Origin of the sequence: Arthrobacter sp., assembly GCF_031179385.1 — a bacterium.
Lineage (GTDB): Bacteria > Actinomycetota > Actinomycetes > Actinomycetales > Micrococcaceae > Arthrobacter_D.
Genome location: NZ_JAPSHV010000081.1, coordinates 1 through 12,973 on the forward strand (window position 1 = coordinate 1; position 12,973 = coordinate 12,973).

Annotated in this window: 12 protein-coding genes; 7 read left to right on the forward strand and 5 right to left on the reverse strand. The window is 64.2% G+C overall.

Annotated features, from left to right (window positions below; translation table 11 throughout):
* The 5 genes from RIF85_RS11305 to RIF85_RS11325 all read right to left on the reverse strand — a co-directional run.
* The coding region (locus RIF85_RS11305) for an MFS transporter (protein ID WP_309072015.1) at window positions 1-1,085 on the reverse strand (1,085 nt) is incomplete at its 3' end.
* Window positions 1,086-1,140: 55 nt separating this feature from the next.
* A complete protein-coding gene (locus tag RIF85_RS11310) occupies window positions 1,141-2,208 on the reverse strand; it encodes a hypothetical protein (RefSeq protein WP_309072004.1) in 1,068 nt (355 codons plus the stop codon).
* A gap of 137 nt (window positions 2,209-2,345) precedes the next feature.
* Window positions 2,346-3,689 carry a Na+/H+ antiporter NhaA gene (nhaA, locus tag RIF85_RS11315; RefSeq protein ID WP_309072005.1) on the reverse strand — a complete coding sequence of 448 codons (1,344 nt, stop codon included), beginning with the start codon at window positions 3,687-3,689 and terminating at the stop codon, window positions 2,346-2,348.
* Window positions 3,690-3,792: 103 nt separating this feature from the next.
* Window positions 3,793-4,014: an SCO4848 family membrane protein gene (locus RIF85_RS11320; protein WP_309072006.1), complete on the reverse strand. Its 222-nt coding sequence runs from the start codon at window positions 4,012-4,014 to the stop codon at window positions 3,793-3,795.
* The gene (locus RIF85_RS11325) at window positions 4,014-4,511 is read right to left on the reverse strand and encodes a DUF2505 domain-containing protein (protein ID WP_309072007.1); all 498 of its coding nucleotides are present in this window, start codon (window positions 4,509-4,511) and stop codon (window positions 4,014-4,016) included. The genes RIF85_RS11320 and RIF85_RS11325 overlap by 1 nt, the downstream gene beginning before the upstream one ends.
* 182 nt (window positions 4,512-4,693) lie before the next feature.
* Here RIF85_RS11325 and mfd point away from each other — a divergent pair, with 182 nt between their 5' ends.
* The 7 genes from mfd (at window position 4,694) to RIF85_RS11360 (ending at window position 12,712) form a co-directional block, all read left to right on the forward strand.
* Entirely contained in the window at window positions 4,694-8,317 is a 3,624-nt protein-coding gene (mfd, locus tag RIF85_RS11330; protein ID WP_309072008.1) for a transcription-repair coupling factor, read from the forward strand.
* Window positions 8,318-8,607: 290 nt separating this feature from the next.
* A complete protein-coding gene (locus RIF85_RS11335; RefSeq protein ID WP_309072009.1) occupies window positions 8,608-9,159 on the forward strand; it encodes an alternate-type signal peptide domain-containing protein in 552 nt (183 codons plus the stop codon).
* 46 nt (window positions 9,160-9,205) lie between these two features.
* Entirely contained in the window at window positions 9,206-9,757 is a 552-nt protein-coding gene (locus tag RIF85_RS11340) for a hypothetical protein (protein WP_309072010.1), read from the forward strand.
* Window positions 9,754-10,341: a signal peptidase I gene (locus RIF85_RS11345; RefSeq protein ID WP_309072011.1), complete on the forward strand. Its 588-nt coding sequence runs from the start codon at window positions 9,754-9,756 to the stop codon at window positions 10,339-10,341. Before RIF85_RS11340 ends, RIF85_RS11345 begins: the two co-directional genes overlap by 4 nt.
* Window positions 10,338-11,078 carry an LPXTG cell wall anchor domain-containing protein gene (locus RIF85_RS11350; protein ID WP_309072012.1) on the forward strand — a complete coding sequence of 247 codons (741 nt, stop codon included), beginning with the start codon at window positions 10,338-10,340 and terminating at the stop codon, window positions 11,076-11,078. Before RIF85_RS11345 ends, RIF85_RS11350 begins: the two co-directional genes overlap by 4 nt.
* Complete coding sequence (locus RIF85_RS11355) at window positions 11,065-11,661, forward strand: SipW-dependent-type signal peptide-containing protein (RefSeq protein ID WP_309072013.1); 597 nt, start codon at window positions 11,065-11,067, stop codon at window positions 11,659-11,661. Before RIF85_RS11350 ends, RIF85_RS11355 begins: the two co-directional genes overlap by 14 nt.
* Complete coding sequence (locus RIF85_RS11360; RefSeq protein WP_309072014.1) at window positions 11,600-12,712, forward strand: signal peptidase I; 1,113 nt, start codon at window positions 11,600-11,602, stop codon at window positions 12,710-12,712. Before RIF85_RS11355 ends, RIF85_RS11360 begins: the two co-directional genes overlap by 62 nt.
* The last annotated feature ends 261 nt before the right edge of the window (window positions 12,713-12,973 follow it).

Below are 12,973 nucleotides of genomic sequence, written 5' to 3' on the forward strand. Positions count from 1 at the left end.
ACCGGGTAGCCGATGATGAAGCAGGCGTGGGACAAAGAGAACTGGGCGGTGAAGAGGTAGGAGCGCGTGTCGTCGGTAGCGGCCCGGCGCAGGAGCCGCGCCGAGGGCGTGTTGATCATCGAGGTGCCTACGCCCAGCAGAACCCAGACGGCCAGGAGCACGATCCAGGACGGTCGCAAAACTGCGACGGCGGCGGCCAGCGCTACCCCGAGCGTGACCAGTGCGGCGCCGGCGAGCATCAGGTCCCGGTCGCTGACACGGTCCAGGATCGCCGGAGTCGTGAGTGACACCACCATGGAGCCGGCACCGTAGCAGGCCAGGGCGACAGCGACCCCGACATTAGATCCGCCGAACAGGTCCCGCACGTAGATCACGGTGTTGACCAGCACCAGGGCGGTACCGCAGGCGACAACCAGGTTCAGCGCCATCAGCCCGCGCAGGGATGGTTCGCTGAGGAAGATCCGGGTGCCCAGCGTGGTGCGGCGCAGCAGGGAACCCGCTGACTTCGACGGAGCGACGAGGGGAAGCTGGGTGTTCATGACCATCAGGGCCGAGACCAGAAACCCGGCCATGGTGCCCACGAACAGGTTGTTGTAGGACAGTACCGTCAGGAGCGCCGCGGCCAGGACGGGACTGAGGAGGGACTCGAGATCGTAGGCGAGCCGGGACAGCGACAGTGCCCGGGTGTAATCCTTCTCCTTCGGCAGGACCACCGGGATCAACGCCTGAAACGCCGGTGTGAAGGTAGCCGAGGCTGCCTGCAGAACAAACACAAGCATGTAGATCTGCCACACCTGGTCAATGAAGGGCAGCATGACGGCGATGGCGGCGCGCACCAGGTCGGCTACCACCAGCACGGCCTTGCGGGGGAGCCGTTCCACCAGGGCTGCCATTACGGGGGCGACGAACACGTACGCGAACATCTTGATGGTGAGCGCAGTGCCAAGCACGGCACCGGCTTGTCCACCCGCGAGGTCGAACGCCAACAGGCCCAGCGCGACAGTGAGGAGGCCTGTTCCGAGGAGCGCCACGACCTGTGCGGTGAACAACCTCCGATAGGCGCCGACGCGCAGGACTTCAATCACATGAGCGATACTATCCATATGTGCACAGTTGAGCACATATTCTTCCAAAAGAGACCTAATCTGACACTCTGGCGAAACCCATCGGAGGGACACCATGCCAGCGGTAGAGCTCCAGCCGTGCGGACTCCTGCCTGCGGCCGCTCGAGTAGTCGTAGAAGTTGCGGGCCACGTAGAAGTAGCCGTTGGCGAGAGGTTCGAAACCGACGTCGGCCTTGAACTCCCACCCATATATGCCGGTGTCCTCGGACAGGATGCCTTCCTGCAACAGCGGGAGGACCAGCCCTTTCTCCTCCCTGGGCTGTCCCTCCAGCAGCTCTACTTCCGGCTGGGCCGTCCCATCCACGATGTACAGGTTGTGGTTTGGATACCCGGGTTTACTGCCCCTGTACACGCCCAGGAACCAGAGCCTGCTCGACCGGTCGTAGGACAGATTCTGCACACCGTACCGGGTGTTGCCGGTACGGACGAAGTACTTGCCGTCCACGTCCTCGGGGCCTGAACGGTGTGGGTTCACCTGGGTGAGGGCTCTTTCGTACTCGCCCCACCGAGACACGTCATACTGCAGGATGACCTGGTAGTTGTTGTCATCCCGGTTGTTGTTCTCGTAGATGCCGTACGCAACCATCAGCTGCTGCGGGCCTTCCGCGTTTCCGAACTCCGGTCCGAAGGAAATCCCGTCAATGCCGCTACACCCATAGCGGTGGTCTGCGGTATCCGCGGTATCGCCGTCGAAGATGCCGTCGCTGTCCATGTCGGCGGTGTAGTCGGCGACGACCTCCCTGAGGTGTACGGCGGTCACAACACCCGAGGTCTCGGCATCCATCCCGATCCGGACCAGGTTGTCGACGTCGAAGATGGCGACGTAGAAGGCCTCGTCGGCCTTGTATTCCAGCGATCCGTAGACTCGGCCGTCCATCTCGTTGAAATCAACATCGCCGAGGTGTCCGGTGAAGCCTTCGACTGTGCCGAGGACGTTGCCGTGAAAATCCGTCTTCACGAGCATCCGGGTGAACGAGGAGTAGACGTAACCGTTCTTCTCGTCGACGGCGATCCCTTGAATGTGCCCGGTGTCCCAGGACCCGGAACTGATCTCTGTCGGATAAAGCTCGGTCGTGAGCGCCATGAGCGGGGTCTCCCTGGTTGCCTCAGGAGATCGCTCGACCTCCCGTCCCACGGTCCCGAACGTGCGTGAACACCGGGCAACCCGAAACAGGAGCACAGACGAACACCCCGGGTAATTCCGGGGTGTTCACTGAGTTATTAGCGGCGATTCTCATCCTCGAAGAGGTCGGGGATGCCGTCGTGGTCGGCGTCGACCTTTTCGGCTTCCTCAATCCTGCGGTAGCGCTTGTTGCGGCTGCGCAGGAGCACCGTGGCCAGCACGGCGGCCAGGAGGGACGCCACGAGGATCGCGACCTTGGCATGGTCATTGTGCTCGGAGCCCTGCCCGAAGCTCAGGTCATTGACCAGGAGCGACACGGTGAATCCGACACCGGCCAGGAGCCCGACGCCGAGAAGGTCCACCCAGCGCAGGTCTGGGTCGAGCGTTGCCTTGGTGGTTTTGGTGATCACGAAGGTGGTCAGCAGAATACCGATGGGCTTGCCGAGGACAAGGCCCACCACAATGCCGACGGTGACCGGATCGGTGAACGCCGAAACGAGTCCGTCCATGCCGCCGATCGCCACACCGGCTGAGAAGAACGCGAAGATCGGCACGGCGATACCCGCGGACAGCGGACGGAAGCGGTGCTCGAAGGTCTCCGCGAGGCCGGGCTTGCCCTCCTCCGGTGGGATCACCTTGCCGTCCCTGCCCTTGCGCAGCACGGGAACCATGAAACCGAGCAGAACGCCGGCCACCGTCGCGTGGACACCGGAGGCATGCATCAGCGCCCAGGCGACCATCCCGATCGGCAGGAGGATCACCCACGCTGCGGGGGTCCTGCGACCGAAGAACTTCGGGTTCTTTTGCGCGAGGAAGGCAAAGAGCGCGAGAGGAATCAGGGTCAGCAGCAGGAAGGTGAATTCGACTTCCTCGGTGTAGAAGAACGCGATGATGGCAATGGCAATCAGGTCATCCACCACGGCCAGGGTCAGCAGGAAGATCCGCAGTGCACTCGGCAGGTGCGAGCTGATGACGGCCAGCACGGCAACCGCGAAAGCGATGTCAGTGGCCGTAGGGATGGCCCAGCCCCGCAAAGTGTCGGGAGAGCTGAGGTTGACCAGAACGTAGAACAGGGCGGGGACAATCACGCCACCGGCGGCAGCGGCCACCGGGACGATCGCGCGGGCGGGACTTCGGAGGTCGCCGGCGACGAACTCCCGCTTGAGTTCAAGGCCGACCAGGAAGAAGAAGATTGCGAGCAGGCCGTCTGCTGCCCAGTGCCCGACCGAGAGCTTGAGGTGCCAGGGCTCGTAGCCGAACTCGAAATCTCGCAGCGCGAAGTAGCTGTCCGAGAAGGGGGAGTTGGCCCAGATGAGCGCCAGAGCTGCGGCGATGATCAGGAGTATTCCGCCGACGGTCTCCTTGCGGAGTATCTCGCCGATCCGCAGGTATTCGGGGTAGCTGGACCGTCCAAGGACGTTCCTGGGCTGGTGACTCGACACGTAGGCCTCCTTAAGCGGGCAGGGCAAAACACTGCCGACCAGACTTCCCGGCACACCGGCTACCTACCCTAACAGGCGGGGTTGCCGATGCGCCGGGATATGGCTAGGCCACGAGGGTGCGGATGCCGATCACCAGGGTTGCTGCACCGAGAATCATCGACGTGCTCACCAGCATGAAGTGAACCTTCAGGAAGCGGGTGGCTGCACCGTTCTCATCACGCGAGCGGGGGTCCTTGAAGACGCGGCGCAGGAAGGGCGGCCACACGATGAGCGTCCAGATCCCGGCAACGATCAGAACGATGGACAGCGGTGTGGGCAGGTCCATCAGCGGTTCTCCAGCCAGTTCTTCGCCTGGGTTGCCTGCAGGTTCAGGGCCTTGCCGATCATCGGCTCAGCTGCGTCGGCAATCTTGGCACCCATGAACGGGATGGAAGAACTGACGTTGCCCTCGACGTCCACACGGGTGGAGGTGCCTTCGGCAATCAGGCGCTGGACGGCGTCGGCCGAGACCGGGACGCCCGCGATGGTGATGGACAGTTTGGCCTCTCGGGAACCGTCGGCCAGGGGAGCGGTCCAGTTCTCGGTCTGCGTTACCGTGAGGCTTTCGCCGACGAACTTCCGCGCGAAATCAGGCAGCCGGGTGGTGGGCAGGGTGCGCACCGCGGTGAGCGTGAAGGCGGCGGAGGTGTCGCCGTCGACCGTGAGGGACTTCAGTTCGCCTCCCACGTGCTCACTGGTGTGCTTGAGGAACGCTTCGTCGGTGAAAACACTGGTCACCGTTGCGACGTCGTAGGGCAGGGTGGTCGAGGCGCTGAGTGCCACAAATCCTCCGGGGTTTGAGAGTTTTAGTCCTCGTCCATCCTAGGCGAGCCTGAGGACCCAGCCATCGGGCACCGATCGGCGCTGCGCGGTAAGGTTAACGCCGACTCCCGGGATTCTTCGCGAATTTCGGGCTTTCGTGTTGTCTACGTCCCGTGTTGTTCCAAATCCGGCGAAGGATTGTCATGGCCCCCAACGGACCCACGCTCAACGGCCTCCGCGCTGCCCTGCAGGAGGACCCCACCTTCGCCCGCGTGCGCACCAACGCATCCCGATCCGTCGCTGACCGCAGCACAGACCTCCAGATCGGCGCCCCCACCGGCCTGCGCGCCGCACTGCTGGCTGAAATGGTGGACGGCCTCGCGGAAGCAGCCGACGACGGCGGCAGCGGCGTGCCGCAGGCGGTGGTCGTAGCGGTCACCGCCACCGGGCGGGAGGCCGAGGATCTTGCAGCTGCGCTGCGCAGCTACCTGCCGGCGTCGTCGATCGAAGAGTTCCCGAGCTGGGAAACCCTGCCGCATGAGCGGCTTTCGCCCCGTTCCGACACGGTGGGCCGGCGCCTGTCGGTCCTGCGGCGGCTCGCGCACCCGGGGGCTGACCCGGTGCGGGTCATCACCGCACCGATCCGCGCCGTCGTGCAGCCGCTGGTCGCGGGCCTGGGCCAGCTGGAACCGGTTGCGTTGAAGGTAGGCGAGGAGCGCGAGTTCGATGAGGTTGTCCGTGCGCTCGCCGACGCCGCTTACTCGCGGGTGGACATGGTGACGCACCGCGGTGAATTCGCGGTCCGCGGCGGCATCATCGACGTCTTCCCGCCCACCGAGGACCACCCGATCCGCGTCGAGTTCTTCGGCGACGAGGTTGACCAGATGCGCTGGTTCGCCGTTGCCGACCAGCGCTCGCTGCCCACCGACGGTGACCGGGGTGCTCCGACCGAACTATATGCGCCGCCATGCCGTGAGCTGCTGATCACGCCGTCGGTCATGTCCCGGGCGGCGAAGCTGAAGGATCAGCTGCCCGCGGCGGCCGGGATGCTGGAGAAGATCGCCGGCGGGATCGCCGTCGAGGGCATGGAGTCCCTCGCGCCGGTGCTGGTCGACGCCATGGTGCCGTTTGTCGGCGAGCTGCCCGCCGGGTCGATCGCTGTCGTCGTCGAGCCGGAAAAGGTGCGTGCGCGCGCCCATGACCTCGAGACGACCAACGAGGAATTCCTCCAGGCTGCGTGGGCTACAGCATCCGACGGCGGTGCGGCGCCCGTTGATCTGAGCGGACAGTTGGGCTCGGATCTGGAGGCAGCGAGCTTCCGGTCCCTGACCGACACGCGATCGTCGGCGCTCGCGAACGATGTTGCGTGGTGGGCGATCACGTCCTTCGGCTCCGATGACCTGTTGACCGACGTCGACAGTTTCACCGTTGCCGCCCGTGAACCGCGCGGGTACCAGGGCGACGTCGCCGAGATGATGGAGTTCATCGGTGGGCGCGTGCGTGACCAGTGGCGCGTCGTTGTAGCCACCGAGGGTCCTGGTCCAGCGCAGCGCCTGGCCGAGCTGTTCCACGATGCCGACATCCCGGCGTCGCGCGTTGAGTCCCTCGACGGCGCGCCGCAACCGGGAATCATCGAGATCACCACCGGGTGCGAGGGCCGCGGCTTCGTGCTCGACGGGCTGAAGCTCGGCCTGCTGACCGAGGCCGACCTGCTGGGCCGCACCACGGCTTCGGGCACCCGCGACATGCGGAAGATGCCCTCGAAGCGTCGAAACGCCGTCGACCCCTTGCAGCTGCGCGAAGGCGACTTCGTGGTGCACGAGCAGCACGGTGTGGCGCGGTTCGTGGAGCTGATTCAGCGGTCGACGGGCGCGGGACCTACAAAGACCATCCGCGAATACCTGGTGCTGGAGTACGCCCCGTCCAAGCGTGGCGCGCCGGGAGACCGGCTGTTCGTGCCGACGGACCAGCTGGACCAGGTGACCCGATACGTCGGCGGTGATACGCCTGCGCTCTCGAAGATGGGCGGATCGGACTGGGCGAAGACCAAGAGCCAGGCGCGCAAGGCCGTCAAGGAAATCGCCGGGGAGCTGATTCGGCTGTACTCGGCGCGGATGGCGTCCCGCGGGCACGCGTTTGCGCCGGACACGCCGTGGCAGCGGGAGCTCGAAGAGGCGTTCCCGTACATCGAGACGCCGGACCAGCTGACCACGATCAACGAGGTCAAGGCCGACATGGAGCGGGAAGTTCCCATGGACCGCTTGGTGTCCGGCGACGTGGGCTACGGCAAGACCGAGATCGCCGTCCGTGCCGCGTTCAAGGCGGTGCAGGACGGGAAGCAGGTGGCCGTCCTGGTGCCGACCACGCTGCTGGTGCAGCAGCACTTCGAGACGTTTTCGGAGCGGTTTTCCGGGTTCCCGGTGCGCATCCGTGCGCTGTCCCGGTTCCAGACTTCCAAGGAGTCCAAGGAAACGGTGGAGGGGCTCAAGAACGGAAGCGTCGACGTCGTCATCGGTACGCACCGGTTGCTCTCCACCGAGGTGCAGTTCAAGGATCTCGGCCTGGTGATCGTGGACGAGGAGCAGCGGTTCGGCGTCGAGCACAAGGAAGCGCTGAAGAAGATGCGCACCAACGTGGACGTGCTGGCCATGAGCGCGACGCCGATTCCGCGAACGCTCGAGATGTCGCTGACCGGGATCCGCGAGACGTCGACGCTGGCGACGCCGCCGGAGGAGCGGCACCCCGTACTGACGTACGTTGGCCCGTACACGGACAAGCAGACTTCGGCGGCTATCCGGCGCGAGCTGATGCGCGAGGGGCAGGTGTTCTTCGTGCACAATCGGGTGTCGTCGATCGACCGGACGGCCTCGCACCTGCAGCAGCTGGTGCCGGAGGCGCGCGTCGCCGTGGCGCATGGGCAGATGAGCGAGTCGCGGCTGGAGCAGATCATCGTCGACTTCTGGGAGAAGAAGTTCGACGTGCTGGTGTGTACGACGATCATCGAAACCGGCCTGGACATCTCGAACGCGAACACGCTGATCGTCGACCGCGCCGACAACTACGGCCTGTCACAGTTGCACCAGCTTCGCGGCCGTGTGGGGCGTGGGCGCGAGCGGGCGTACGCGTACTTCCTGTACCCGTCGGAGAAACCGCTGGGTGAGGTGGCGCTGGAGCGTTTGAAGGCCGTCGCGTCGCATAACGAGCTCGGCGCCGGTATGCAGTTGGCCATGAAGGACCTCGAGATCCGCGGTGCTGGCAACCTGCTGGGTGGTGAGCAGTCCGGGCACATCGCCGGTGTGGGCTTCGACCTCTATATACGGCTGGTCGGCGAGGCCGTGGCGAACTTCCGCGGCGAGGCCGAGGAGAAGGCCGCGGAGATGAAGATCGAGCTGCCCGTCAACGCACACCTGCCGCATGACTATGTGCCGGGGGAGCGGCTGCGGCTCGAGGCGTACCGGAAGCTGGCGTCTGCCTCGACCGATGGTGCGATCGACGAGGTGGTGGAGGAGCTTCGCGATCGGTACGGCGACCTGCCCGCTCCCGTGGTGAACCTCGTGTCTGTTGCTCGGTTCCGGGTGCGTGCTCGGGCTGTGGGCCTGACCGACGTCGCGATGCAGGGGAACTTCATCAAGTTCGCGCCGGCCAACCTGCCGGAGTCCAAGGAGATGCGCCTGAAGCGGATGTACCCGGGTGCGTCGGTGAAGCCCGCGATGAATGCGGCGTTGATTCCGAAGCCGAAGACGTCGTCCATCGGTGGGCGGGACCTCGCCGATGCCGCGATTCTCGAGTGGGCGCAGAACGTCGTGGATGCGGTGTTCGCGGCCTAGGGCTTTGTCTGTGCGTCCTTGCGCGGGCTGGTTTCCCCGGGTTCTAGGCGCGTGTGCGGCGTGTCGCCGGGGACACGCCGTCGTGCTGGGGGGCCGCCGGGTAGAAGGTGGGGAATCCGGCACCGCGGCTCAGGACGCCGCCTGTCACCCTTCTAGTATTTACAGCGATATAGAAACTTTGGGAAACATGAGAGTAACCACCGGTTTCCCTTGAACTTTCGTTCATACAGTGGGGCTTATCGGGGCCAACGTATGGGACGGGGCCGACAGAATTCAGAGAAGGTCTCGCTATGAACAAAGTAACTAAGGGCACGCTTGCGGCCGCTGCGGCCGGCGCACTCCTCCTCGGCGGTGCCGGAACCTATGCAGTCTGGACGGACAGCGCAAGCCTCAACGCAGGCAACGTGTCAACGGGTGTCCTCACGCTCGACGCAGTCTCGACGCAGGGCTGGTCCTACGACGGCGGAGACACGATCGTTGGTGACGATCCTTCGACCGAGGGAGCAATTGAGACGGCCACTCCGGACATCGTTCCCGGTGACACACTGACTGCCGTCTACAACGTCGACGTCGTTGCCGAAGGTGACAACATCAAGGGCAGCCTCAGCCTGGCAGGCATAGATCAGGCAACTCTTCCGGCGGGCACGACGGTCAGCATTGTGGCCGACGGGGCTGGTGCGGGCCTCGGAGTGAACGGGGCCGACTTGACCTTCACCGAGGCCGCCACCTACGACTTCAATGTCACTGTTACGGTCGATTTTCCCGTCGACTCAGAGGCTGGCCAGAACGGCACCATCGATCTCGCCGGCGCGGAGTTGGTTCTGACTCAGACTGCTTCCTGATTACGCGCCCTTCGGCACCAGACGGCGGAAACGAACCGGCGGGGTAATGAAAAACAGGCTGTGGCTGGCATTAGCCGGAACAGTGGTGCTCGTCGTCCTCGCGACAACGGGCACCACGCGTGCCCTATGGCGCGATGAAGCTTCCATCAACCCGGGAACGGTCAGCACCGGTAACCTCGAACTGCTCGCGGGCGGCCAGCCCGAGAACTACGTCTTCACCGCACTGAGTGCCAGCAACCTCGCACCCGGACACGAGGTGAGCGCTCCGCTGACTATCTCCAACGGCGGGTCGACGGATCTGGTGTACCGGCTCGCAGGAGTTGCCACTGCCACTTCGACGGCCGCTGACAGGGACCTTGAAGCTGGACTCTCGCTCATCGTCACGAACGACACCGCGTGTGGGGACGGGAGCACCGGGAACGTCGCCACGCTTTATCAGGGACCACTTGCAGCAGCGAGCTATACCGGGACGCAACTTGCACCGTCGTCGTCCGCCAGGCTGTGCCTAACAGTGTCACTGGCTGATGATGCACCGCTGAGCGCGTCCCAGGGGACAGTTACCGCAACCTTCACCTTCAGAGGAGACCAAGCCCAATGAGGCACGTCAGGCACGACAACGCACCGGAGAAGTCCGGTGTGCTGTCGTGGGTGGGCCAGGTTCTCTCCTGGCTGTGCCTTCTGGCGGTTCTCGGTCTTGTCACGGTGATGGTCGTTATTCCGCAGCTGTTCGGCTCCGGCTCCTATACCGTCCTCACGGGGTCGATGCGGCCGGGCATGCCGCCCGGGAGTCTCATTGTCACCAAGGAAGCCAACCCCGAGGAACTGCGTATAGGCGAGGCAATCACCTACCAGATCCGTTCCGGCGAACCGGCAGTCGTTACGCACCGCATCATTGCCCGTACCTCGAGCAGCGATGGCATCACCTTGACTACGCAGGGCGACGCCAGCCCTTCACCGGACGAGGAACAGGTACGGCCGGAGCAGATTCGCGGCGTCGTCTGGTACACGCTGCCGCTGGTCGGATATGTCAACGGATGGCTGACCGGCGAGCAGCGTATCTGGGCAGTGGGTGGCGCTGTCGTCCTATTGCTCGGCTATACGGCCTTCATGTTCGGCAGCGCCCTGATCGAAGGTGCGCGGTCACGCAGATCGGCCGAATCCGTTGCGGGTGACGTCCAATGAGGAATCGACTGTGGGCAGCGGCTGTTCTCTCCGCCGGACTTGTCGGCGTTGGCGCCATGCCGGCAGTTGCGGCGGATCCCTTGTTGTTCAGTCTCGATGGGAAGGAATGGGACACCGAACTGACGGGCCCAATCTTCGACGAAACACCGGTGCTCGTGCCTGGGGACGAAACTTCGGCGAGTTTCTGGGTGCGTAACTCAAGCCCAGACCCGGCTGACCTGAAAGTCGCACTGGTTGCGGACTTGCCGGCGGCTGGGGAGGACGCGTACCAACTAAGGGTTCGCGCAGCGATGGACGACTCGCCCGCAGCGTCCGGCGGTGAAACCGACCGCGTGCTGCTCGGAGTCGACAGTATGGACCCGCAGGACAGCCGAAAGGTCACAGTCACAGTTGGCCTTGATGCGGCGGCCGGCAACAGCACCCAGAACCTGAACCAACCGATGGCGTTCGACGTGCGACTGACGCAGTCGATCCCCGGCGAAGGTGGTCAAGACAGCGATAGTCCTGTCTCGCCCTCACCAAGCCCGGATCGACAGGTTCCGGCAACGCCCGGGTTGCCCGGGGGACAACCCGAAGCACATCCCGGTGAGCCGTTCGGGATGCTTCCGGATACAGGCTTCACCGCTCTGTGGTGGGCAGTATCGGGAGCAGCGCTCACAACCGGCGGTTCACTCGCGGTGGCATCCAGCCGTAAGAAGAAGAACACCAAAGAAGAAGGTGGCCATGGGCCGGCATAATTCAGCCAACGCGACGCGCTCAACACGGACCGGAGGAGTCTGCCTCCGCGCTCTTTTGTCGCTCGGCATGGTGGCTGGGCTCGGCGCAGTCGGAACTCTTGCCGCCTGGACCGATGAAGCGACTGCCACGGCGACCTTCAGCGCCGGGAAGTTGGACCTGACGCTCAACGGCGATCCTGATGACGCCGTCGACCTGACTTCCCTCTCCATGACGAATATGTACCCTGCGGTCCAGAAGGCGGCGATCGTCGGTGTGTCGAATACCGGCACTCTTCCCTTCACCTACAACATCACTGCGGGTGGAGCGACATCCGCCTTGCTCTCCGCGCTGACGGTTGCAGTGTATGAGACTGACGCCACCGGGCAGCTGAGTACGAACGGCACGACCTGCGTAGGGAAGCTGCTGGCTGCGAGTTCAACGACTTTCGATGCCGCTGAACTGCTGAGCGTTGACAGGCCACTGGGACCCACGTCCTCAGAGCAGTTATGCATTCAGGTGACGTTGCCGGGTAATGCAGCAAATGAGCTTCAAGGCACAACGGCGGAAGCTCTCTTCACCTTCGTTGCTGACCAGGCGCCGTAACGTGCGGCGTACCTCGAAGTTGCAGGAAGCCCTCTTGACCGTCGGCGCGGTCCTGGGCTCGCTGTGCCTGCTGGCTGCGTTGGCCGGCGTGCTCTTCGGGGTGAAGCCCCTGATGTTCAAGTCCGGCTCGATGGAGCCAACTATTCCTACCGGTGGACTCGCGCTAAGCGTTCTGGTGGACGCGGACGACATCCGTGTGGGTGACATCGTCAGCACCGGGAACGCAGCGGGCGTTCGCATCACTCACCGTGTCGCCGCCGTCGGTTCTGCCGACGGGTTTACAGCGTTGACTCTGAAGGGCGACGCGAACGACGTCGTCGACGCCGAAACTTATGCCGTCACGGAAGTGGACCGGGTCTTCTGGTCTGCGCCACTTCTTGGGTATGCCGTGGCCTGGCTCAGCAGTCCCGTGGCGCTGTTCCTCGGCGGTCTGCTCACGGCGTACTTGCTGTATGTCGCGTTCGCTTCACGGGCTCGCGCGGGTGACGATGAGAGTGACGGCGCGGACCATTCAACGCCGAGATCAGGACGCCGGGCATTGCGACAGGCACCACGTCGACGCAAGCGCGAGCTATGGAGAGCGACGAGCATGGCAGTCAGCGCAGGACTGGTTCTTGCCGGTGGAGCGTTCAACGCAGGATCCCCAGCGTGGGCGCAGTTCACGGATGGAGCGACAGCGCATGTTCTATCCGGCGCCGGCTCGCTACCTGCGCCTGGAGTCACCTGTGAGAACGTCACGAACGGGGTCAGGCTGAAGTGGACGTACCAGAGCCTGCCAGTTACACCAACCTTCACTGTTACGTGGAGATCCGGCAACGCCGCGTGGTCCGTATGGAACAATATGACGGCTGTGTCCGCGAAAGAGTTTTCAGTGTTCAGAAGCTCGTTCGACGAGGGGATACTTGCGTTGGGCGGAAACTCGGCGGTGCAATTTCGAGTGCAGGCGCAATCCGGCAACTGGCTCTCCCCGTACGGGACTCAAACTACAAGCTATACGGCGCCGGTGAAGGTGCTGATCTCCCTAACACCGTCGAGTCTCAGGTGCGCGTAGCCCGCAGAGACCACTGCCGCCGTCGTTACCCGGTGGTAAAGTCGTAGCGTCCATGCGGGTCCGATCACCTGTCCCGACGCTATCGATACCCCCGGCAAATGAACCGATCAATGGGTGCGGCGGGAACCGTTCCGGCATGGCAGCGAACAGAAGTATGGAGAACATGTGACCATGGAAACCACGCGCGCCGGAACCACTGTTGCACCGGCGTCGAGGGCCCTGGACGTGATCGGTGGCGACCTCACCGAACGCAGCCTGCGC

What these genes read in the sequence shown, in the direction of transcription:
- RIF85_RS11310 (WP_309072004.1), bottom strand. Translation starts at nt 2,208, where the DNA reads ATGGCGCTCACGACCGAGCTTTATCCGACAGAGATCAGTTCCGGGTCC.
- RIF85_RS11340 (WP_309072010.1), top strand. Translation starts at nt 9,206, where the DNA reads ATGAAAAACAGGCTGTGGCTGGCATTAGCCGGAACAGTGGTGCTCGTC.
- RIF85_RS11360 (WP_309072014.1), top strand. Translation starts at nt 11,600, where the DNA reads ATGAGCTTCAAGGCACAACGGCGGAAGCTCTCTTCACCTTCGTTGCTG.
- RIF85_RS11350 (WP_309072012.1), top strand. Translation starts at nt 10,338, where the DNA reads ATGAGGAATCGACTGTGGGCAGCGGCTGTTCTCTCCGCCGGACTTGTC.
- RIF85_RS11355 (WP_309072013.1), top strand. Translation starts at nt 11,065, where the DNA reads ATGGGCCGGCATAATTCAGCCAACGCGACGCGCTCAACACGGACCGGA.
- RIF85_RS11335 (WP_309072009.1), top strand. Translation starts at nt 8,608, where the DNA reads ATGAACAAAGTAACTAAGGGCACGCTTGCGGCCGCTGCGGCCGGCGCA.
- RIF85_RS11320 (WP_309072006.1), bottom strand. Translation starts at nt 4,014, where the DNA reads ATGGACCTGCCCACACCGCTGTCCATCGTTCTGATCGTTGCCGGGATC.
- RIF85_RS11345 (WP_309072011.1), top strand. Translation starts at nt 9,754, where the DNA reads ATGAGGCACGTCAGGCACGACAACGCACCGGAGAAGTCCGGTGTGCTG.
- mfd (WP_309072008.1), top strand. Translation starts at nt 4,694, where the DNA reads ATGGCCCCCAACGGACCCACGCTCAACGGCCTCCGCGCTGCCCTGCAG.